The organism is Dactylosporangium sp. NPDC049525, assembly GCF_040676755.1.
In the GTDB taxonomy this organism is placed as follows: Bacteria; Actinomycetota; Actinomycetes; order Mycobacteriales; family Micromonosporaceae; genus Dactylosporangium.
Genome location: NZ_JBFAPO010000035.1, coordinates 83935 through 103987 on the forward strand (window position 1 = coordinate 83935; position 20053 = coordinate 103987).

A 20053-nucleotide genomic window follows, 5' to 3' on the forward strand; every position below is an offset into this window, starting at 1 on the left:
GCTCGGATGACACGGGTATGAACGCGGGTATGGACGCCGGGCGTGCGGCAGCACGAGGCGAGGATGTGGAGGGCATGGTGGCCAAGCCGTCGGGCACTGGTCGGCCGGGTGCCGGGCCGCCTGCGCAGGCGTCTGGGCAGGCGCCGGCCGAGGGCGGCAGCGCCGAACCGGCCGAGGCACTCGCCGCGCTCGTCGCCAAGCTGCGTGCCGAGCTCACCGGCGTCCGCACCGCGATGCGCAACCGGGCCGTGATCGAGCAGGCCAAGGGTGTGCTCGTGGAGCGGCTCGGGGTGAGCCCCGACCAGGGGTTCGACCAGCTGGTCCGGTTGTCGCAGCGCACCAACATCAAGCTGATCGAGGTCGCCGCGGCGATCGTCGGCACCACGTCCCCCGACCCGGACGCACCCGATGTGGTGAACCTCATCGACGACGAGCTGCGCCAGCACGTCGCGCGGAGCCGGACCCGGACGGCCCCGGCCTCCGACGTGCGGGCCCCGGCCGCTGAGAAGCCACGCCGGCGCGCCAGCCGCACTCCCGAGGTCGAGGCGTTGCAGTCGCAGCACCAGCTGCTCAGCGCCCGGATCGCCTCGGCGCGCGGCTACGACGAGATCGCCGAGGTCCTCGGCACCGCACCGACCGCGTGGCCCCCGCCGAGCGCGATCATGATCACACTGCTCGACCCGGACGGCGCGCAGCGCGGCGTCGGCGCGTTCGGCATCCCCGGCGAGGTCCGCAGCCGCTGGTCGCGGATCCCCCCGGACCCGGCGCTGCCGCTGGTCGTCGCCGTCCAGGAGGTCGAGACGATCTGGCTCGTCGGCGGCGGCGAGGTCACCCGCCGGTTCCCGGTGATGGACCAGCTGCCGTTCAGCGGCGACACCGTGCTCGCCTCGCCCCTGATCTCCGGTGAACGCGTCCTCGGCGCGATCATCATGAGCTGGGCCGACGGCCTGCCCGACAGCGACGAGCTGCGGCGGTACGTGGCGGCGCTGCTGGAGCCGGTCGCCCGGCAGATCGACACGCTCATCGGCGACGAGATCGCCAGCGCCTGGTTCCACGTCGAGGGCGAGGAGAGCGCGCAGGCCGCCCCGGCGCAGGTGTGGCTGCCGACCGTCGTGGACGTGCTGCACAACCCCGCGGCGCTGCTGTCCCCGGTCACCGTCGACGGCCAGCTCGTCGACTTCCGCGTCGAGTACGCCAACGTCATGGCCCGGCAGGTCCTCGCCACCGCCCGGGTCGACCCCGACGAGGCGACGCTGCTGGCGGCATATCCGACGCTGGGCAGCACGACCCTGCTGCCGGAGTTCGCCAGGATGCTGCAGGACGGCCAGCCGCGGCGCCTGGAAGGGCTGCGGGCCGACCCCCGCACCGACGGCGTCCCGGCGGCGCAGACCATCTCCGTGCACGCCGTGCGCCTGTGGGACCGGGTGTTCGCGGTGTGGCGGATCGCCACCGAGGCCGACCTGCTCTACGACCAGCTGCTGCAGGCGGAGCGGATCGCCGGCGTCGGCTCCTTCTGCTGGGAGCTGCGAGACCCCGAACCCCGCTGCTCACCGGAGCTGATCCGGCTCTTCCACGGCGGCCGCGACGCCGCCCGGGTGCCGGTCGACGACCTCACCGCCAGCGTCCACGCCGACGACCTCCTGGCAGTGCAGGACGCGGTACGCCGCACCGTTGTGGAAGGCAAGAACCTGCTCGCCGAGGTCCGCGGCGCGGGCCGGGTCAACGGCCGCCGGCTGCGACTGACCGCCGAGCCGCTCTTCGACGACACCGGCAACGTGTACGCGGTGCGCGGCACCGTCCAGGACGTCACCGAGGAGCGTGCGATCGAGGCCCGCCTCCGCCGCGCCGAGGAGGCCCTGGCCGCGCAACGGCACCGGCTCGCCGACGAGCGCCGCGCCGCCCAGGCGCTGCAGAAGGCGCTCCTGCCGACCGACCCCGAGCTCGGCCACATGGAGGGCGTCGAGATCTGCGGCCACTGCCGCTCCCCCGAGCGGGTCGGCACCGTCGACGGCGACTGGTTCGACGCGACGTCCCTGCCCGACGGCGGCACGATCCTGGTCCTCGGCGACGTCGACGACCGCGGCCTGTCCTCGATGACGACGGCGGCGCGGCTGCGGTACGCGGTGCGGGCGTACGCGGCCCTGGACATGAAGCCCGGCGACATCCTCAGCGCCGTCAACGGCATGCTGTGCGCGATGGAGGTCGAGCACACCGCCTGCCTCGTCGTGGCCCGCTACTCCCCCACGACCCGCGAGCTGCGCTGGGCCGCCGCCGGGCAGGTCGCCCCGATCCGCTACACCGCGGCGGGCCAGGGCACCGTGCTGTCCGGCCCGCTGGGGCTGCCGCTGGGCGAGGTCACCGAGATGCAATACTCCGATACGACGGTGACCCTGGAGCCCGGCGACCGGGTGCTGCTCTACACCGGCGGCCAGGCCCGCGTGGACCGCCGCCGCGGCGGCGGTCTGGACCTGGTCCGCCGCGCCGGCGAGCACATCGACCTCAGCGACTTCGACGCCGTCGTGAACCACCTCGTCACCAGCCTCAACATCCCCGACGACGAGGACGTCTGCGCCATGCTGGTGCACGTGCCGTGACCCCCGCGACCGACCGCGGTCACGGATGGTGACGCGGCCGGAGGACGATTAGGTGAGCTGGGGTAGGGTGCTTGTGAAGCAGTCGCGCGCCACCGCCCAGGCCGTGCCATTGGACCTGCCGGCCGTGCCGCTGTACCAGCCAGGCCGTGCCGTTGGACCGGGCCGGACTGCCTGACCTGCCACCGGCCTGACCTGTCACACGGTCCTCACGTGTCACGCGGCCTGACCCGCCGCATGGTCCCGAGCTGCCGCCCGGCCTGGTCAGTCACACGGTCCTGGTGTCCCAGTCCCACGGCAGGCCGAGACCGTCGAAGCGGCCGAGGGCGTCACGGTGCCGGCCGGCCAGGACGACCCGGTCCGGGCCGAGGTGGCCGAGCAGGTCGTCGTCGCCGTAGTAGCGGGTGCCCGGGTCCGGCCAGCGCCACAGCGGATCGTCCAGCTCGCGCAGCCGCAGCCGGACCTGACGCACCTCCTCGGGGGTCGGCGACATGTAGACGAGGCCGTGCAGCGGCGTGTAGGTCGCCTCGTACACCGCCGCGTACACCAGGAACCGCGACAGCGGCACGCCGGTGCTGACCGTGTCGTTCTCGACCACGAGCGGGTCGAAGGCGCCCGGTGCGTACGAGTACCAGTCGTCGGCGCCGACCCAGAACCGGACCAGGCCGCCGGACTCGACCAGGTCACCGGGGTCGATCATCACGTGGTCGCGGCTCAGCGGCAGCGAGTACCTGGCCGCGACGCGGTGCCATTCGGCCAAGGGGTCCGGCAGCAGGGCCGGGACGCCGGGCAGGTCGAGGTCGCGGCGGGGACGGTCGGGCAGCCCGTACCACCGGGCGACGAAGCGACCGAGGCTGTCGTCGGCGATCACGTCGAGCTCGTACACGTCCCAAATCATGCCTGGTGACTCACCGTCGCCGATTCGCGACCAAAAGCTAACAATCACCATTGCGAATATTTATGAAGCCTTGTGCTCCTCGGCAGTGGGTGAACCCCGCTCCGGGCGCCGGCGCTGGCCCTTCCCCCGAGCCGGGCGGCACGACGACGCGGCACACGCGCCAGCCGTGCCCGCACCCGCCGCTGCATCGCGGTGACGTCGCCCGCCCTGGACAAGGCAGGCGCGGCGACGTAGCGGGCCTGCGCCTTGCGGCTGTGCCACCGTTCACGGCGGGGCGGCCGGTCGTTTCACCGGGCGAGCCGCGCGAGGCGGGGGCTTTACAAGGCCGCCGCTCGGTGCTGCGCGAGGATGGTCTCCAGGGCGGCCTGGATCTCCCGCGCGGCCAGCTCCGCCCGGCGCAGCGCCGCCAGGTCCGCGGCGTCGGCAGGGTAGAACGTCAACCGGCCGTCGTCGTGCAACGTCATCGGCACGTCGACCCGGTCCAGGATCGCGCCGAGCAGCTCCTGCCCGTGCCGTAGCGCCGCCGCCGACCTGCGGAGCGCGTCAGCGGTGGCGCGGCGCTCGTCTCGCAGTCGCAGGGCAGCTTCCCGCATCGCCCGCCAGTCGCCGCGGACTCGCCACACATCGTCGACCGTGATCGCCGCAGTCATGCCTCGACGGTAGTTGCGGCCGCTTGCGCTCTGGAAGCAAGATCTTTTTCCTGTGGATAACTCTTGGTTTGCTGATGCGCTGGTTGCCCATCGGTTGAGGTTCGCGTGCGTGGTCGTCATGCCCGTAATAGAAAATCCATCGAGTGCTGCGGCCTTTGTGGTTCCGCACAGCCTGGCGGCTGCGCGATGGGTAGCGCGGTCACCGTCCGTGCCGTAGTTGCGGTGATCCCAAGCCAGGCCCGAACTCACATGATCCAGCGCCGTCGAGCGCATCATTCGGTGCTACAACACCGTCGCTGGTCAAAAAACAAAAGCCATCGATCATCGGTCGAACAACCCGAAAGATCTGCGGGGCCCTGACCCCTGGGATCTTTCGGGTTGTTCGTTTTTGAAACCAGCGACGGTGTGGCACCACCGAATGATGACCTCGACGGCGCTGGACCATGCGAGCGCGGACCTGGCTTGGGATCACCTCGACACGGCACACACCGCAACCACGCCACCCATCGCGCAGCCGCCAGGCTGCGCGGAACCACAAAGGCCGCAGCACTCGATGGCTCTTCTATTACGGGCATGACGACCCGCACGCGAACCGCAATGACGTCAAACCAGCGAATCAGCCAGCCAAGCGCGGCGCCGCCGCCGATGCGACGGCGCCGCAAAAAGGGGTCAGAGGGTTGCGGTGACGGCGACGGCAGCCAGTTCGCTGGAGTGGCTGCCGAACACCCCGACCGTCGGTGGGCGGGGAGTGAAGCCGGGCAGCGTATCGAGGCCGTCGCTACCGTCGACCAGGCGGAGCTTCAGCGGGCCGGAGCCCTGCAGCACGAGGGTGACCTCGATGCCGTCGGTGGGCGGGCCGTGGAAGACGACGCCGAAGCGGTCCTGCTCGGTGAGGTAGGTCAGGGCGTCGCGGCCGGCGACGGTGGCCTGCTGGACGCGGTGCGAGCCGACCTCGCCGTAGAAGGAGACGAAGCGGACCTGGCGCTGGGAGGCGAGTTGGAACCGGACGGTGCGGCGGTCGCCGGCGGTGGTGTCGGACAGGACTGTCACGGCCGGGGCGGGCAGCGGCGCCGCCTGGGCCGGGCCGACGGACAGCTGGCCGGCGGGCAGGACCGGGAAGAGGCGGTCGAGGGCCTGGTGGTTGCGGACGTAACGGGAGGTCCAGGCGCCCGGGGACTGCTCGAGGCTGACCCATTCGGCGGTGCCGGTGTCGCGGTCCAGGGCATACATGAGGTGGGTCGGCTCGGGGTGGCCGACGTCCCAGCGGTCGACGACCATGCCGGTGGTGGTGCAGACGAGCGCGACCGCGAGGGCCGCCGCGGCCGGGGCGGCGCCGAGCGGGCGGTGCCGGGCGGCGTCGGCGGGGCGGAACAGGAGCTCGAGGGCGGGCAGGGCGGCGAGGCCGAGCAGCGCGGTGAGGATCGCGGCGGCGGCGCCGGTCGCGAGGCCCAGAGCGGGCAGGAACAGGGCGACCGTCGGGGCGAGGATCAGCACGGCGACGCCGGCGCCGGCGGTGAGGACGGCGGTCGCGAGCCAGGGCTTCGGCACATACAGGGCGGCGATGCCGGCGAGAGCGCCGAACAGGGCGGGCAGGGCGACGAGATAGGAGCCGCCGGGGATGGCGGCGGCGAAGACGAGGCCGAGGACGGCGAGGAGGCCGAGGGCGCCGGTGGCGAGCGGGACCTGGCCGAGCCGCCGGCGGGTCAGCGCATACCAGGCCAGCAGGACGGCGGCGGTGAGCGCGACGACGCCGAAGCGGAACCAGGTGGGCCTGGCCGGGTCGATCAGCTCGCCATAGCCGGGGCGCAGCGCGACCAGCAGCGCCCACAACAGCTGGGCGGCGACGGCGGCGGCGATGAGCGGCACGAGGGCCAGGCCGAGGCCGGCGAGGGTGCGGGGCACGGAGGTCAGGCCGCGGCGGCGGGCCAGGAACACCAGGGCGGCGACGGCGAGCAGGGCGAGGGCGGCGATCGGCCAGGTGAGCGCGGACGGGTAGCGCAGCAGCAGGCCGGCGAACGGGAAGTAGACGGCGTCGCCGGAGGCGGGGCGCAGCAGCGGCGGGAGGTCGGCGCCGCCGAGCTCGCGGGCGAGGGCCAGGGCGTTGTCGCCGTGGTGCTGCAGGCTGGCCTTGTTCATCGTCGACGGTCGGTCGAACGGGCTGTGGTAGACGCTGGACCCGTCGATGTAGGCGGTGTTGAGGCCGGTGAAGCGGGTCTGCGCGAGGAACGGGGTGAAGTCGGTGTCGTTGGACAGCAGCCGGTAGACCTCGACGGCGAGGCTGGTGCCGACCGGGTGCGGGGTGTGGGCATAGACGTCGATGAGGTCGGCGTTGCCCACGGACGTCTGGAACATGACGGCGGGGCCGCTGCTGCCGCGGGCCTCGAAGTTGAGGACGACGGACGGCTTCTGGCCGAGGGGGTGCTGGCTGACGAACGCCTCGGCGCCGCAGAGGCAGGCCTCCTCGGCGTCGGTGAACAGGAACACGACGTCGTTGCGGGGTGGCGCGCCGGCGGTCAGGGCGCGGGCGACCTCGAGCAGGGTGCTGGTGCCGGCGCCGTCGTCGTTGGCGCCGTAGCTGACCTGGACGGAGTCGTAGTGCGCCAGCAGGACGACCTGGCCGGTGGAGGCGGACCCCGGCAGCACCGCGACGACGTTGCGGACGCGGGCCATGCCGCCGTCGCCGAACTTGCCGGCGTTGACCCCCACGGTGTCCTGGACCTCGGGACGCAGCCCATAGCCGGTGAGGGTCGTCACGATGTGCTCGCGGACCCGGTCGGCGGCGGGGCTGCCGGTGACGTGGACCTCCTGGCCGATGCGCTCGACGTGGGTGAACGCGCGGGCGGCGGAGAAGTCACCGGCGGGCGCCGAGGCGGGGCGGGGCGCCGGCGGCTGGACGTCAGCGATGCCGAGGAACGCGAGCAGTGCCAGTGCCACGATGGCTGCGGCGGCCGCGAGGGGTCGCCGCGGCGGTGCGGCGAAGCTTCGGTCGGACAAGGTGTGCCTCCTGTGGGGTGACCACATTCTGCACGGCACCACCGACAGAAACAGCGAGGGAAGGCAAGGGACGTCGCCCGTACGGAGTGCAGTGGGTCATGAACGGGTGCCGGATGGTTGTTGGGGGTCCCAGGAGGCTCCGGACTGCCTAGCGTCATCGTCCATGAGCAACGAACTCACCCCCGCCCCCGCCGCCTTCGACGCCGGCTACCTCGCCACCGCCGAACTCGACGCCCGCTTCTACCTCGACCAGGTGATGGCCATGGTCGGCGTCGACGGCCTGGTCGAGGCGCTCGCGCAGCCGTTCCTGCTGGCGAAGGTCGACCAGCATGCGGCCGCGGTCCGGCAGAGCATCACCGCCGCCGGGAAGGCCATCGACTCGATCTCGCTCGCCGGGTATGCCCGCAGCGTCCTCGCCGTGCACCAGCGGCACGGCCGGCCGCTGCCGACCCCGGACAGCATCGACTGGTCCGACGCCGACTGGACCGTCCTGCGCCTGGTGTCCGTCTGCTCCCTCGCCGACGCCGCGGACGCATTCTGAGCAAAGCCCACGCGCCCTGAGCAAAGCCAGGCGTCCCAGCAAAGCCAGGTGTCCCAGCAAAGCCAGGCGTCCCAGCAAAGGCCCAGCAAAGCCCAGCAGGCCGGAACGGTCAGCGCCGGCCGCGGCCGGCGGACTCGTTCCAGCGGAAGTGCACGAAGACCCGGCCGAAGTTGTCCGAGTCCTTCTCCACCCGGTGGTACAGGGCCTTGATCTCGCGCTGGTCCAGGAACCGCAGGACCCGCTTCTTCAGCGCCCCCGACCCCTTCCCCGGAATGATCTCGACGAGGGTGGCCCGCTTGGCCACCGCCTCGTCGATGATCCCCTTCAGCGCGCGGTCGATGTCGCCGCTGCGGTTGAAGACGTCGTGGAGGTCCAGCTTCAGTTTCACGCCCTTAGTTTGACACCGGCAGTCCGGCGCGTTTCCACGCCTTGAAGCCGCCGGTCAGGTCGGTCGCCAGGTGCAGGCCCAGGTCCTGCAGGGCGGCGGCCGCGAGGGAGGACGTGTAGCCCTCGGAACAGAAGACGACGACGGGCAGGTCGAACCGGTCGGCGATGGGCAGGCGGGCGTCGCTGCGGGGGTCGAACCGCCACTCCAGGACGTTGCGCTCGACGATCAGCGCACCCGGGATCTCGCCCTCGGCGGCGCGCTGCGCGGCGGGGCGGATGTCGACGAGGACGGCGTCGGCGGGCACCTCGGACGGGGTCACCCGCGACAGCCGGGCCCGGGCGTCGGCGAGGATGTCGTCGATCGAACGCCCGGTCACCAGTCGGCTCCGGCCTGTGAGATCGACTCGACGCTGAGGCGGCCCTCGTGCAGCCGGTACCGCGTCATGACGGTGAGTGCCGGGCCGTAGACGTGCACGGTGACGGCGGGGCGGGTGCCGGCGTTGACGACGCGGTGCACGTGGTGGGCGCCGAAGCGCCGGGCGCTACCCTCGGCCATCGTGGTGTTGAGCAGCGAGCCGTCGCGCACGGTCTGCTCGACGATCTCACCGGACACGACGGCGAACGCGCCGGCCGATCCGCCGTGGTCGTGCAGGTCGGTGGCCTGGCCCGGGAGCCAGGTGAGCAGCCACACCTCGTGGTCGTCGGCGGTGTGCAGCCGCCCGTACCACCGCTGGCGCGGGTCAAAGCGGGGTGCGAACGGCCACGCCGACGGGTCCTCGGCGTGCCAGCGTGCGACGGAGAGCAGGTCCGTCCGGGTCGAGACAGTCATGGCAGATACTCCATTATTCTCATCTACTTAGTAGGAATTACTACCACACGCGGGCGCCGTGTGCGACGGCGACAGGCGGATGTGCGTGAAATGACAGCGGCGTGCTGCACCCTGACGGTGGACACACCAAAGGGGGAACGCACCATGAGCTTCGCTTTCCAGGCCACCGGCCTGGTCAAGCGCTTCGGCAAGACCACTGCCCTGGCGGGCGTGGATCTCGCCGCCGAGCCCGGCACCGTGCTCGGTGTCCTCGGACCCAACGGCGCCGGCAAGACCACCGCCGTGCGGATTCTCGCCACCCTGCTGCGCCCCGACGCGGGCACCGCGGTCGTCGGCGGGTACGACGTCGTCAAGCACCCCGCCGCGGTCCGCCGCATCAGCGGGCTGACCGGGCAGTTCGCCTCCGTCGACGAGGACCTGACCGGGACCGAGAACCTGGTCCTCATCGGCCAGCTGCTCGACCTGCGCCGGCGCGACGCCAAGTCCAGGGCGGCGGGCCTGCTCGCCGACTTCGACCTCAGCGAGGCCGCCGACCGGCCGGTCAAGACCTACTCCGGCGGCATGCGGCGCCGCCTCGACCTGGCCGCGAGCCTCGTCGGGCGGCCCGCGATCGTCTACCTGGACGAGCCGACCACCGGCCTGGACCCGGCCAAACGCGAGGACGTCTGGAACATGGTCCGGGCGCAGGTGGCGGAGGGCACCACGGTGCTGCTGACCACGCAGTACCTGGAGGAGGCCGACGCCCTCGCCGACGAGATCTCCGTGATCGACCACGGCAAGGTGATCGCGCACGGCACGCCGGCCCAGCTCAAGCACATCGTCGGCGGCCAGACGATCAGCGTGCGCCCGGCCGACCCGGCGCACCTGGACACCGTCTCGACCATCCTCGCCGGGGTCTCCGGCGGGCAGGTCGAGTCCCGCGGCCGCGGGGTGCTGTCGGTGCCGGTCGACGACGCCCGGACCCTCGGCACGGTCGTGCGGCGCCTGGAGGAGGCCGGCATCGACGTCATCGAGCTGTCGCTGCACCTGCCGAGCCTCGACGAGGTCTTCTTCACCCTGACCCGTGGCACCGACAAGAAGCAGGAGGTGACGGTGTGACCACGCTCATCGCGGCCGTGCCCGGTCGGCCGTTCGGGCTGGTCAGGCACAGCCTGGTGATGGCCCGGCGCAGCCTCATCAAGACCATGCGCACTCCCGAGCAGCTGCTGGACGTGACGCTGCAGCCGATCATCTTCATCGTGCTGTTCGTGTACCTGCTGGGCGGCGCCATCGCCGGTTCCCGGCACGACTACCTGCAGTTCCTGCTGCCGGCGCTGCTGGTGCAGAACGTGCTGTTCGCCTCCGCACCGACCGGGGTCAGCCTCAACACCGACATCAAGACGGGGGTCTTCGACCGGTTCCGCAGCCTGCCGATCGGCCGGTCCGCGCCGCTCATCGGCGGGGTGCTCGGCGACATGATCCGCTTCGTGGTGTCGATCGTGGTGATGCTGGGGTTCGGGTACCTTCTGGGCTTCCGCTTCGGCACGAACCCCCTCGCGGTGCTCGCCGCGTGCCTGCTGGTGATGTTCCTGGCGTTCAGCTTCAGCTGGATGTTCGTGCTGCTGGGCATGCTGGTGCGGGAACCCGGCGCGGTCCAGGGCCTCGGCTTCGTGATCATGTTCCCGTTGACGTTCGGTACGAACGTGCTCGTGCCGACAAACACGCTGCCGGGCTGGTTGCAGGCGTGGGTGAAGGTCAACCCGGTGGCCGACGCGATGCAGGCCGCCCGCGGCCTGATGGTCGGCGGGCCGGTGCTCGACTCGGTCGTCAAGACACTGCTGTGGTCACTGGGCATCCTGGCGGTCTTCGCGCCCCTGGCCGTCCGCGCCTACCGGCGCAAAGCGTGAGATGAGCGACAACGCCGCGGCGCGGTCCATTCCCGCGCCGCGGCGGACCGCGTCGTCGTAACCGGCGGCGCCGAGGAGCTCGCGCAGCGCCGCCGACTGGGTGATCAGGTCCGCGTTGGACAGGTCGTCGCCGCCGGCCAGGACGCGGGCCACGCCGAGGATCTCGGCCGCGGTCACCGGCTCGCCGCGGGCGGCGGCGAGGGCCGCCGACCCGATCGCGATCTGCGCCACGACCGGCATGTCCCGCACCGGGACCGCCAGCCCCAGCGCCTCCGCCAGCCGCGCCGCGGCGGCCGGGAGGTCACCCCGGCGCACGTCCAGCTGCGCCCGCGCGACCAGCACGACGGCCCGGTACTGCGGCGCGACGAGGGGCGACTCCGCCTGCCGCCGCCACGCCTCCAGGTAGCAGCGCTCCGCCTCGTCGAGGTCCCCGTCGTACCGGGCCAGCTGGCCGAGCTCCAGCATCGCGTGGGAGACGTCCCGCGGCAGCGACGCCGGGTCGTCGGCGAAGCGGCGCAGCTCGGCGCGGGCGACCGCGGGCCCGTCGGTGTGGTGGCGGATCGCGGCGAGCCGGATCCGCTGGTACGCCTCGCTGGTGCGGACCCCGAGCTGGTGGTGCAGCTCGATCGACTCGGCGAACAGCGCGGCGGCGGCGGTGAAGTCGCCGCGGCGGGCCCGCGCGTCGGCGATCGAGGCGAGCGTCATCGACAGCCCCCACCGTTCGCCGATCTCCCGGAACGCGGCCGCGGCCGCCTCCTGGGCGCTCAGCATGCCGTCGACGTCGCCGTCGTTCTCCCGCAGGTGCCCGAGGATCGACAGCAGCATGCCCCGTGACCACGGCTCGACCGGGCCGGCGAGGCGGCGCTGGATCGCGGCGGCGCCGTTGGTGCTGTCGTCGCGGAACATCATCACGACCGGTTCGATCAGCCCGACGAACGGGTGCCCGGTGCCCGGCGGCACCTGCGCGGCGAGGGCGAGACACTCGTCGAGGAGCCCCTCGGCGAACTGGAAGTCACCGGCGAAGCCGCTGTTGATGATGTACACGGCGAGCACGACGGTGCGCACGTCGGCGGGGACGTCGCCGGGGACGGCGAGGATCCGCCCGAGCAGGGCGGCGGCCTCGGCGTGGTTGTCCTCGAACGTCCAGAACCAGGCGCACGCGGCCCCGAGCCGGAACGCGGTGGCGGCGTCGCCGGTGTCGCAGGTGTGGGTGACCGCGGCATGCAGGTTCGCCCGCTCCGGCCGGAGCCGGGCCAGCCAGTCGACCTGCGCGCCGGTGCGCAGGTGCGGCTCGGCCCGCTCGACGAGACCCAGGAAGTGTGCCGTGTGCGCCGACCTGGCCTGTTCGACCCGGCCGGCGCGGATCAGCTCCTCCAGCGCGAACTCACGGATCGTCTCCAGCATCCGGTACCGGACCGTGTCGCCCGCCACCACCTGCAGCAGTGAACGGTCCACGAGCATGTCCAGGAAAGGTTCGGCGTCGCGTACACCGGCGACCGCGGCTGCCGCGCCGGCGTCGAACGTGCCGGGGAACACCGCGACCGCGGCGCCGAACGCACGCTCCTGCTCCTCGAGCAGGTCCCAGCTCCAGGCGACGACCGCGTGCAGGGTCCGGTGCCGGGGCAGGGCGGTGCGGCTGCCGCCGGTGAGCAGCCGGAACCGGTCGTCGAGGCGGGCCACGAGCTGCTCGGCGGTGAACGAGCGCAGCCTGGCCGCGGCCAGTTCGATGGCCAGGGGCAGCCCGTCGAGGCGGCGGCAGATCTCCACGGCGGCCGGGGTCACCTCGAACCCGGGCCGCACCGCCTCGGCGCGGTCCCGCAGCAGCCGCACGGCGGGCTCCGGGGGCAGCGGGCCGACCGGGAACAGGGTCTCGCCGAGGATGCCGAGCGGTTCGCGGCTGGTCGCCAGGATGCGCAGCTTCGGGCAGCGGCCCAGCAGGTCCTCGCTGAGTTTCGCGGCGGCCTCGACGACGTGTTCGCAGTTGTCGAGGACGAGCAGCGCGTCGGCGGGCGCGAGCAGCTCGGCGAGCCGGCCGGTGACGTCGACGCGGCGGACCCGCGGCGGCGTCTCGAGCTGCCCGCCGCCGTCCAGGGCGCGCAGGACGGCGGCCGGCACGTCGGCGGCCTCGGTGACGGGGGCGAGCTCGACCAGCCAGGCGGCGTGCGGGTCCCGGGCGGCAACGGTCGTGGCGAGCCGGGTCTTGCCGGCGCCGCCCGGCCCGACGAGCGTGACCAGCCGCCGGTCGAGGATCTGCGTGGCGAGCCGGTCGACGTCGTCGTCGCGGCCGACGAAGCTGGTCAGCGGGGTGCGCAGGTTGCCGCCGGGCCGGTCGGTGAGCGCCAGCAGGTGTGCCCGGCGCAGCTGCGGCGACGGGTCGACGCCGAGCTCCTCGGCGAGCCGGTGCCGGCAGTCTTCGAACGCGGCGAGGGCCTCGGCCCGCCGGCCCTCGGCGTGCAGCGCCGTGATCAGGTGGGCGGCGAGCCGTTCCCGCAGCGGGTGCGCGGCGGTGAGCTCCCGCAGCCGGGCGACCAGGCCGGACGCACGCGGACCGACGGCCTCGACGTGGTCCTCGATCGCGGCGAGCCGCAGCTCCTCCCAGCGGGCGGCCAGGGCGTCGTCGACGTCCGGGGGGCCGCGCCACAGGTCCAGGGCGTCGGCCAGCAGCGTCGCCGCGCGGGCCGGGTCGCCGTCGCGCAGCGCCCGCCGTCCCTCGCCGGCGAGCCGCTCGAACCGGTGGGCGTCGACGTCGCCGGGCGGGACGTCGAGGCGGTACCCGCCGGCGCCGGACATCAGCGCCGGGTGCCCGTCGAGGGTCTTGCGCAGCCGTGACACCAGGGACTGCACGGCGTTGGCGGGGTCGGTGGGGGTGGCCTCGGGCCACAGCGCCGCGGCGAGCCGCTCCACGGACACGAACCGCCCGGGTTCGCAGGCCAGCCGGACCAGCAGGGTGCGCAGCCGGGCGCCGGTGACGTCGACGGGCCGCCCGTCGACGGTGACCGTCAACGGCCCCAGGATCCCCACCCGCATGCGCACCACTGTGCCACCCTTGAACCAAGGGTGGCACAGCGCGCTGGAGGGGTTAGTAGACGCTCACGCCGTAGACGCTGAGCGGCTCCGTGACGGGCTGGAAGTACGTGACGCCGCCGCTGCTGCAGTTGCCGCTGCCGCCGGAGGTCAGGCCGAGCGCGACCGAACCGGCGAAGAGGGAGCCGCCGCTGTCACCGGGCTCGGCGCAGACCGTGGTGCGGATCAGGCCGGTGACCCGGCCCTGCGAGTAGGTGACGGTCGCGTTGGTCTGCGTCACCGAGCCGCTGCGCACGCCGGTGGTCGAGCCGCTGCGGCGGACCGACTGCCCGACGGTGGCGTTGCCGGCGGAGGTGATGTCCTGCGTCGAGCTGCCGCCGAGGGAGACGTTGCCGGGGTGCGCGACGCCGGCCGCGTAGCGCACGATGCCGTAGTCGTTGCCGGGGAAGCTCGTGCCGGTGCGGGTGCCGAGGACCGAACCGCTGCTCGTCGTCCACGTCGCGCCGATGTTGGTGCAGTGCCCGGCGGTCAGGAAGTAGTACGTGCTGCCGCTGACCACGTTGAAGCCGAGCGAGCACCGGGAGCCACCGGCGTAGATCGCCTGGCCACCGGAGATCGTCGGCTGCAGCGCGGCACCGAGCCGCTCGATCCGCGCGCCGCTGCCGAGGGCCGCGACGGTCGCCTCGATGGTCTTGACGTGCTCGGCCGTGACCGTGGTGTCGATGGAGACGACCACCTGGTTGGCGACCGGGTCGACGGCCCAGGCGGTGCCCGGGACGGAGACCTTCGCGTCGAGGGTCGAGGTGATGCGGGCCAGCTCGGCGCCGCTGTGCTTGACCTTGCGGGCCACGGCGCCGGTCGACTCGACGCTCTTGGCGGTGTTCGCGTCGGTGACGGTGACGACCATCTTGCCGAGCTGGGCGTCCCAGTAGGAACCGGCGGTGGCGAGCCCGAGCTGCGAGACCAGCGCGTCGGTGCTGCCGATCGGTGCTGCCTGCGCCGGTGACGCCGTGAGGAACGAGCCTGCGACGAGGGCGGTGCCCGCGGCGATGACCACGGTGCGACGGAGTATGGACCTTGTGAGTCTCACGTGAGCCTCCCCTATATCGGAGCCGATAAATATCGGCCGCGACCGATGCTGTCATCGGACGGGGAGGCCCACAAGATACGAGGTCCAAATTGCCCCATAGCACCCGTGTCATATCACTAAGCGACTATCCCTTCTAGGAGGTATGCGCTGATCGGCCGGTACAGGTGCGGCTGGACGTTGTCGTCGATCGGCACCGTCACCGACACCCGGCCCTCGGCCTCACCGACGAACAACGCGGGATCGTTGCTGTCCGCGAACGACACCACGTCCAGCCCCGCGGCGGCCGCCGCACCCGCGAACCCGTGGTCGGCGAAGACCAGGTCAGGCATCGGCGAGCCGGTGGACTCGAGCTCCTCGAGCATCGCCCGCATCCCGTCCGGCGAGTGCGTGTGCCACAGCGCGATGCCGCGCTCGGCGCCCATCGCCACCCCGCCCACGTAGCGCACGGCCAACGGGAACTCCCGGCCGTCGTAACGGCCCGGGTTGGCGAACGGCACCCCCGGCGCCGGGCTCAGGATCTCGCACCCCGCCGCCCGCAGCGCCGCGACGACCGCGAGGTGGACCTCGACGATCCCGGCCGGGTGCCCGGACGCCACCAGGACCCGCTCCCGGCGCCGCGCCGCGACCCGCAGCCGCTCCCGCATCCGGTCCAGCGCCGCCACGGTCTTGTACGGGTCGATCACGTCGGTGCCCGTCGACCGCTCCGGATCGGGGTCAATGCCGACCCGCTCCGCCATCACACCCAGCACCTGAGCGAGGGTCCACGTCTTGAGCGGTGCGAGGCCGAACAGGTATCCCTCGTGACCGTCGGCGAACGCCGCGGCGTTGCCATGGTTGGAGGCCCGGGTGGTTTCGACGTCGCCGGCGAGGAGTGCTTCCCGAAGATAACTCACAAGCTCAGGCATGTGACCCATGGTATGCAAGCACCTCTGCGGCGCCGAGCAAAGCGGCCTAAGGTCACAGTCATGGCCGACGTGTATCTCGAGGTGACTGACAAGAAGGTGTTCGCGGCGAGCCTGGACTGGCCGGGCTGGGGCCGCTTCGCCAAGACCGAGGACGACGCGCTGGGCGCGCTGGCGGACTACGGCACACGGTATGCGCCGATCGCCACCGCCGCCGGCTACAACTTCCCGGCCGCACCGACGTTCAAGGTCGTCGAACGCGTCCCGGGCACCTCCGCCACGCAGTTCGGCGTCCCGGACGCCCACCCCGACGCCGACAACCGCGCCGTGACGAAGGCCGTCGCGGACCGGCACAAGAAGCTGCTCATCGCCGCGTGGGAGGCGTTCGCCGCGTTCGCCGCGACGGCGCCCGAGTCACTGCGCAAGGGGCCGCGCGGCGGCGGCCGGGACCGCGACAAGATGATCGACCACGTCTACGGCGCCGAGGCGGGCTACGGCCGCAAGATCGGCTTCAAGCTCCCCCAGCCGGCGATCGACGACACTGCCGCGATCACCGCCGTCCACGACGAGGTCCTCGCCATCCTCGGGCGGCCGCATGACGGGGGTCCACTCGTCGACAACGGCTGGACCTCCCGGTATGCGGCTCGTCGGTATGCGTGGCACGTCCTGGACCACCTGTGGGAGATGCAGGACCGCGCCGAGTAGGCCCCGCCGTCAGCTGGAGACCAGGCTGGTGTGCTGGGTCATGAACGCCTCCACGGCGTTGGCCTTGACCGCGGCGAGCAGCTCCAGGGTCGTCGGGTCGAGGGCCTCCGCGCCGGGGTTCTCGGACGAGGAGTAGAAGGTTCCGTTGTTGGTCTTGACGGTCAGCAGGTCGTCGCCACTGATGCCCTTCATCGCGAAGATCCAGTCGTCGAGGCCGATGCCGCCGGAGTCGATCGTCATCGACTGGCCGACGACGTCGAGGATCTTCTTGAGCTTGCCGGGGTCGGTGAGCACGTCCTTGCTCAGGATCTGCTTGAACAGGGCCTTGATGAACTGCTGCTGGTGCCGCTGCCGGTCGTAGTCGCTGTTGGGCAGGGTCTCGCGCTGGCGGACGTAGTCCAGGGCCTGCCACGGCTCGAGGTGCTGGTAGCCGACGTGGTAGGTCTGCGGGGTGACGCCGGCGATCGGGTCGAGGTCGGTGCCGCCGTGGCCGTTGTCGCGCTGGATGTAGGGCACCTTGGTGTTGCCCTTGGCGTCGTGGCCGATGTGGACGGACTTGACCTCCTGGTCGACGTACATGTCGACCCCGCCGAGCACGTTGACCACGTTCTGGAAGCCGGTGAAGTCGATGATCCCGGCGGCGTCGAACGTGATGCCCCAGTTCTCCTTGATCGTCTCGGCGAGCAGCGTGACGCCGAACTTGCGCTGCTCCTTGCCCGTGGTGCCGAGGCCGCCGATGGCGAACGCGCCGTTGATCTTGTCGTGGCCGCCGGTGTAACGGTTCTTGCCGTTGTCGAACTTGGGGATCTTCACCCAGGTGTCACGGGGGATCGAGATCAGGTACGCCGAGTCGTGACCGGCCGGGATGTGCAGGATGATGATCGAGTCGGAGCGGATCGCCTCGGACTCGTCCTGGCCGGGGCGCGGGTCGATGCCCATGAGCAGGATGTTCTTCGCGCCGCTGATCGTGACGTGCTTGCCCTGCTGCTCAGCCGCCGGGACGATCAGGTCCTCCTGCTTGACGCTGCCCGTGGCGTAGCCGAGGACCACGTCCTTCGCCACGAACGCGCTGCCCGCCACCACCATCATGATCGCGCCCGCCACCACCAGCGCGCGCGCCCACCGCGGGTCCTTGCGGCTACGCCGCAGCGGGGTGCCCTTCGAAGGCCGGGACTTGGAGCCGTACTTGGAGCCGGACCTGGAACCGGAGCCGGAGCTGGAACCGGACCCGGAACCGGACCTGGAGCGGGAGCGGGAGCTGGCACTGGCTGACGAGCGGGAGGATCGAGAGGACGACGATGGCCGGCGCGACGACGGGTCGTCGGCCGGCCGGTCGTCGAGGCTCAGGTCCTCGGCGAGATGCTCGTGGCGTTGGAACACGTCCCGCAGCTCCTGTTCGAGCGAGGCGTCGGAGGTCATACCCCCAAGACGGTATGAGGGGTGCCAGTGATTGCACTTGGTGTTGCCTCGCAGTCACCTGAGAGTTCAGCCGCCGACCACGATCACGCCGATGACGCTGATCAGGACGAGCACGGCGAGGAACACCAGCATGCCCTGCTCGCTGTCGAGGTTGGTGAGCTTCCGGGTCGTGGTAGGGGTCGGCGTGGTCATCGGGGGCCTCCTGTTGCGGTGTGGTGACTCAAACGGTAGGTACACCGCCCCCAGGTTTGCTCCCGTCATCGTGCCAGCCCCCGAACAGCGCCTTTGCAGGGTCTAACCGATGTTCGGTGCCTCCTGGTGACGGGTGCCGGCACTGAGCTCTGGGAACACCTTGCCCACCTTCCCGACCAGATATGCGCCATACGTGCCCGTGAACGCCCGCAGGTCCTGCCCGTCCCAGCGCTGCCCGCCGGCGTGCCCGGTCGCGGGCAGCGGCGGTACCTCCTGGCTGAAGTCGGGGTCGAAGAAGAACGGGAACGACAGCCGCTCGTTGCCGCTGAGGTTGCGGACCCGGTGCGGGGTCGAGCGGTACCAGCCGCCGGTCATCCGGTCGAGCATGTCGCCGATGTTGCACACGAAGGTGCCGGGGATCGGCGGGGCGTCCAGCCAGCCGCCGGGGGTGCGCACCTGCAGCCCGCCGTTGCCGTCCTGCAGCAGCAGGGTCAGCAGGCCGTAGTCGGTGTGCTCACCGACGCCCCACTCGTCGCTGCCGGGCTCCGACGGCGGGTAGTGGAAGATCCGGAACAGCACGGTCGGGTCGGCGGTGTAGGACTGCTCGAAGTACCCGGCCGGCAGCCCCAGGCTCAGCGCGACGCCCCGCAGGACCGCCTGCGCGACCTCGGTGAGCAGCGCCATGTATTCCAGGACCGCCGGCTTCAGGTCCGGCACCTGCGCGGGGAACAGGTTGGCGCCGTGCAGCGGCAGCCCGGCGCGCACCTGCGGGGCGTCGGGACCGAGCTCGGTGCCGAAGTAGACGCCCTCCTTGCGGTCGGGGACGCCGGAGGTGAGCTCGGCGCCGACCGGGAAGAAGCCGCGCCAGGCCCGGCCGCCGCGGGCCATCGCGATCTCCAGCTTGTCCTGCTCGGGCAGTGCGAAGAAGGCGCGGGCGGCGGTGTCGAGCCGGTCGATCAGCGCGGCCGGCACGCCGTGGCCGGTCACGTAGAAGAAGCCGCTGCTGCGGCAGGCCGCCTCGATCCCGGGGGCGGCGGTGGCGGGGTCGGAGATGTCGATGACCGGCAGCGCGTCCATGCGACGGAGACTATCTGTCAACCAACGTTGACACTCGTCGGGTTGTCAACTACGGTTGACACATGACGGAAGCAGGCGATCTCGCCGACGCCGCGGCCAGCCCGGACCCAAGGATCGGACTGCGGGCCGCGGTCGCGCTGCGCCGGCTCGCCGACGCACTCGAGAACCTCCAGGTCGACAACGCGCGCCGGCACGGCTGGTCGTGGCAGGAGATCGCGGACGCCCTCGACGTGTCGCGCCAGGCGGTGCACAAGAAGCACGCCGGCCGCAACCCAGTGATCGCAGAGATGGGAGAGCAGTGATGTTCGAGCGGTTCACCACTCGGGCCCGCACGGTGGTCCACACCGCGCACGAGGAGGCCGACGCCCTCGGCCACCGCACGGTCGGCACCGAGCATCTGGTCCTGGCCATGTTCAGCGCCGGCGGGATCGCCGCCGACGTGCTGCACGCCTGCGGCATCGAGGCCGACGAGCTGCGCACGGCGCTCGCCGCCGGCGACGACGCGGCCGCGCTGCGCTCCATCGGCATCGACCTCGACGCGGTGCGCGAGAGCGTCGAGCAGACGTTCGGGCCGGGCGCCCTGGAGCAGGCCGAGCCACCCCGCCGCGGCGGGTTCCTGTTCCGGCGCAGCAAGCTGTCCAACCGGTTCGGCAACGACGCGAAGAAGGCCCTCGAGCTGTCGCTGCGGATCGCGCTGTCGATGAAGCACAACTACATCGGCACCGAGCACCTCCTGCTGGGCGTCCTGCGCGACGAGCGTGGCACCGGCGGCCGGCTGCTGCGCGAGCAGGGCATGAGCTACGAGCGCACGATGGAGCTCGTGAGGGCCGCGCTGCGCGACGTGGCGTAACCGTTAGCGTTGCTCCGC

19 protein-coding genes are annotated in these 20053 nt (G+C 71.9%); 7 read left to right on the forward strand and 12 right to left on the reverse strand.

The features are described from left to right. Positions 1 to 29 precede the first annotated feature (29 nt). Positions 30 to 2594: a SpoIIE family protein phosphatase gene (locus AB0K00_RS37080; protein ID WP_363530649.1), complete on the forward strand. Its 2565-nt coding sequence runs from the start codon at positions 30 to 32 to the stop codon at positions 2592 to 2594. 265 nt (positions 2595 to 2859) lie between these two features. Here the strand turns inward: AB0K00_RS37080 and AB0K00_RS37085 are convergent, their stop codons facing one another. From AB0K00_RS37085 to AB0K00_RS37095, 3 genes are all read right to left on the reverse strand, one after another. Beyond that, the gene (locus AB0K00_RS37085; RefSeq protein ID WP_363530652.1) at positions 2860 to 3489 is read right to left on the reverse strand and encodes a hypothetical protein; all 630 of its coding nucleotides are present in this window, start codon (positions 3487 to 3489) and stop codon (positions 2860 to 2862) included. Between the two features lie 317 nt (positions 3490 to 3806). Then, positions 3807 to 4139, reverse strand: a complete 333-nt coding sequence (locus AB0K00_RS37090; protein ID WP_363530655.1) for a hypothetical protein — start codon at positions 4137 to 4139, stop codon at positions 3807 to 3809. 669 nt (positions 4140 to 4808) lie between these two features. Further along, positions 4809 to 7133, reverse strand: a complete 2325-nt coding sequence (locus AB0K00_RS37095) for a M28 family peptidase (protein WP_363530657.1) — start codon at positions 7131 to 7133, stop codon at positions 4809 to 4811. Between the two features lie 163 nt (positions 7134 to 7296). Between AB0K00_RS37095 and AB0K00_RS37100 the strand changes: the two genes are divergently transcribed. Next, the gene (locus AB0K00_RS37100) at positions 7297 to 7674 is read left to right on the forward strand and encodes a DUF6401 family natural product biosynthesis protein (RefSeq protein WP_363530660.1); all 378 of its coding nucleotides are present in this window, start codon (positions 7297 to 7299) and stop codon (positions 7672 to 7674) included. Between the two features lie 109 nt (positions 7675 to 7783). Here the strand turns inward: AB0K00_RS37100 and AB0K00_RS37105 are convergent, their stop codons facing one another. Genes AB0K00_RS37105 through AB0K00_RS37115 form a run of 3 tightly spaced genes read right to left on the reverse strand, consistent with a single transcriptional unit; the run spans position 7784 to position 8890 of the window. Then, on the reverse strand, positions 7784 to 8062 hold the full coding sequence (locus tag AB0K00_RS37105) for a Smr/MutS family protein (protein WP_363530663.1): 279 nt from the start codon (positions 8060 to 8062) through the stop codon (positions 7784 to 7786). A 4-nt stretch (positions 8063 to 8066) separates the two neighbouring features. Continuing rightward, complete coding sequence (locus tag AB0K00_RS37110) at positions 8067 to 8438, reverse strand: rhodanese-like domain-containing protein (protein WP_363530666.1); 372 nt, start codon at positions 8436 to 8438, stop codon at positions 8067 to 8069. Further along, entirely contained in the window at positions 8435 to 8890 is a 456-nt protein-coding gene (locus AB0K00_RS37115) for a cysteine dioxygenase family protein (protein WP_363530669.1), read from the reverse strand. The genes AB0K00_RS37110 and AB0K00_RS37115 overlap by 4 nt, the downstream gene beginning before the upstream one ends. A gap of 144 nt (positions 8891 to 9034) precedes the next feature. Between AB0K00_RS37115 and AB0K00_RS37120 the strand changes: the two genes are divergently transcribed. Beyond that, entirely contained in the window at positions 9035 to 9988 is a 954-nt protein-coding gene (locus AB0K00_RS37120) for an ATP-binding cassette domain-containing protein (protein ID WP_363530672.1), read from the forward strand. Then, positions 9985 to 10776 carry an ABC transporter permease gene (locus AB0K00_RS37125; protein WP_363530674.1) on the forward strand — a complete coding sequence of 264 codons (792 nt, stop codon included), beginning with the start codon at positions 9985 to 9987 and terminating at the stop codon, positions 10774 to 10776. Before AB0K00_RS37120 ends, AB0K00_RS37125 begins: the two co-directional genes overlap by 4 nt. Here the strand turns inward: AB0K00_RS37125 and AB0K00_RS37130 are convergent. From AB0K00_RS37130 to AB0K00_RS37140, 3 genes are all read right to left on the reverse strand, one after another. Next, positions 10714 to 13803 carry a BTAD domain-containing putative transcriptional regulator gene (locus AB0K00_RS37130; protein ID WP_363530677.1) on the reverse strand — a complete coding sequence of 1030 codons (3090 nt, stop codon included), beginning with the start codon at positions 13801 to 13803 and terminating at the stop codon, positions 10714 to 10716. The two genes, AB0K00_RS37125 and AB0K00_RS37130, sit on opposite strands and share 63 nt — an antisense overlap. 52 nt (positions 13804 to 13855) lie before the next feature. Continuing rightward, complete coding sequence (locus AB0K00_RS37135; protein ID WP_363530680.1) at positions 13856 to 14890, reverse strand: S1 family peptidase; 1035 nt, start codon at positions 14888 to 14890, stop codon at positions 13856 to 13858. A gap of 116 nt (positions 14891 to 15006) precedes the next feature. Further along, positions 15007 to 15795, reverse strand: a complete 789-nt coding sequence (locus tag AB0K00_RS37140; protein ID WP_363530683.1) for a phosphatase — start codon at positions 15793 to 15795, stop codon at positions 15007 to 15009. Positions 15796 to 15855: 60 nt separating this feature from the next. On the opposite strand from AB0K00_RS37140, the gene AB0K00_RS37145 reads away from it, so the two are divergent. Beyond that, positions 15856 to 16497, forward strand: coding sequence for a hypothetical protein (locus tag AB0K00_RS37145; RefSeq protein WP_363530686.1), 642 nt, complete (start codon positions 15856 to 15858; stop codon positions 16495 to 16497). A gap of 9 nt (positions 16498 to 16506) precedes the next feature. On the opposite strand, the gene AB0K00_RS37150 is transcribed toward AB0K00_RS37145, so the two are convergent. The 3 genes from AB0K00_RS37150 to AB0K00_RS37160 all read right to left on the reverse strand — a co-directional run bounded on the left by AB0K00_RS37150 (position 16507) and on the right by AB0K00_RS37160 (position 19185). Then, positions 16507 to 17916: an LCP family protein gene (locus tag AB0K00_RS37150; protein ID WP_363530689.1), complete on the reverse strand. Its 1410-nt coding sequence runs from the start codon at positions 17914 to 17916 to the stop codon at positions 16507 to 16509. A gap of 66 nt (positions 17917 to 17982) precedes the next feature. After that, positions 17983 to 18108 (reverse strand): hypothetical protein, encoded by a 126-nt coding sequence (locus tag AB0K00_RS37155; RefSeq protein WP_363530691.1) that lies wholly within the window; start codon positions 18106 to 18108, stop codon positions 17983 to 17985. Positions 18109 to 18210: 102 nt separating this feature from the next. Continuing rightward, complete coding sequence (locus tag AB0K00_RS37160) at positions 18211 to 19185, reverse strand: 2-oxoglutarate and iron-dependent oxygenase domain-containing protein (protein WP_363530694.1); 975 nt, start codon at positions 19183 to 19185, stop codon at positions 18211 to 18213. Positions 19186 to 19247: 62 nt separating this feature from the next. On the opposite strand from AB0K00_RS37160, the gene AB0K00_RS37165 reads away from it, so the two are divergent. Both AB0K00_RS37165 and AB0K00_RS37170 read left to right on the forward strand, forming a co-directional pair. Next, on the forward strand, positions 19248 to 19487 hold the full coding sequence (locus AB0K00_RS37165; protein ID WP_363530697.1) for an HTH domain-containing protein: 240 nt from the start codon (positions 19248 to 19250) through the stop codon (positions 19485 to 19487). Next, on the forward strand, positions 19487 to 20035 hold the full coding sequence (locus AB0K00_RS37170) for a Clp protease N-terminal domain-containing protein (RefSeq protein ID WP_363530700.1): 549 nt from the start codon (positions 19487 to 19489) through the stop codon (positions 20033 to 20035). Before AB0K00_RS37165 ends, AB0K00_RS37170 begins: the two co-directional genes overlap by 1 nt. The last annotated feature ends 18 nt before the right edge of the window (positions 20036 to 20053 follow it).

What these genes read in the sequence shown, in the direction of transcription:
- AB0K00_RS37080 (WP_363530649.1), top strand. Translation starts at nt 30, where the DNA reads ATGGACGCCGGGCGTGCGGCAGCACGAGGCGAGGATGTGGAGGGCATG.
- AB0K00_RS37085 (WP_363530652.1), bottom strand. Translation starts at nt 3,489, where the DNA reads ATGATTTGGGACGTGTACGAGCTCGACGTGATCGCCGACGACAGCCTC.
- AB0K00_RS37090 (WP_363530655.1), bottom strand. Translation starts at nt 4,139, where the DNA reads ATGACTGCGGCGATCACGGTCGACGATGTGTGGCGAGTCCGCGGCGAC.
- AB0K00_RS37100 (WP_363530660.1), top strand. Translation starts at nt 7,297, where the DNA reads ATGAGCAACGAACTCACCCCCGCCCCCGCCGCCTTCGACGCCGGCTAC.
- AB0K00_RS37115 (WP_363530669.1), bottom strand. Translation starts at nt 8,890, where the DNA reads ATGACTGTCTCGACCCGGACGGACCTGCTCTCCGTCGCACGCTGGCAC.
- AB0K00_RS37120 (WP_363530672.1), top strand. Translation starts at nt 9,035, where the DNA reads ATGAGCTTCGCTTTCCAGGCCACCGGCCTGGTCAAGCGCTTCGGCAAG.
- AB0K00_RS37130 (WP_363530677.1), bottom strand. Translation starts at nt 13,803, where the DNA reads ATGCGGGTGGGGATCCTGGGGCCGTTGACGGTCACCGTCGACGGGCGG.
- AB0K00_RS37140 (WP_363530683.1), bottom strand. Translation starts at nt 15,795, where the DNA reads ATGCCTGAGCTTGTGAGTTATCTTCGGGAAGCACTCCTCGCCGGCGAC.
- AB0K00_RS37145 (WP_363530686.1), top strand. Translation starts at nt 15,856, where the DNA reads ATGGCCGACGTGTATCTCGAGGTGACTGACAAGAAGGTGTTCGCGGCG.
- AB0K00_RS37150 (WP_363530689.1), bottom strand. Translation starts at nt 17,916, where the DNA reads ATGACCTCCGACGCCTCGCTCGAACAGGAGCTGCGGGACGTGTTCCAA.
- AB0K00_RS37155 (WP_363530691.1), bottom strand. Translation starts at nt 18,108, where the DNA reads ATGACCACGCCGACCCCTACCACGACCCGGAAGCTCACCAACCTCGAC.
- AB0K00_RS37160 (WP_363530694.1), bottom strand. Translation starts at nt 19,185, where the DNA reads ATGGACGCGCTGCCGGTCATCGACATCTCCGACCCCGCCACCGCCGCC.
- AB0K00_RS37165 (WP_363530697.1), top strand. Translation starts at nt 19,248, where the DNA reads ATGACGGAAGCAGGCGATCTCGCCGACGCCGCGGCCAGCCCGGACCCA.
- AB0K00_RS37170 (WP_363530700.1), top strand. Translation starts at nt 19,487, where the DNA reads ATGTTCGAGCGGTTCACCACTCGGGCCCGCACGGTGGTCCACACCGCG.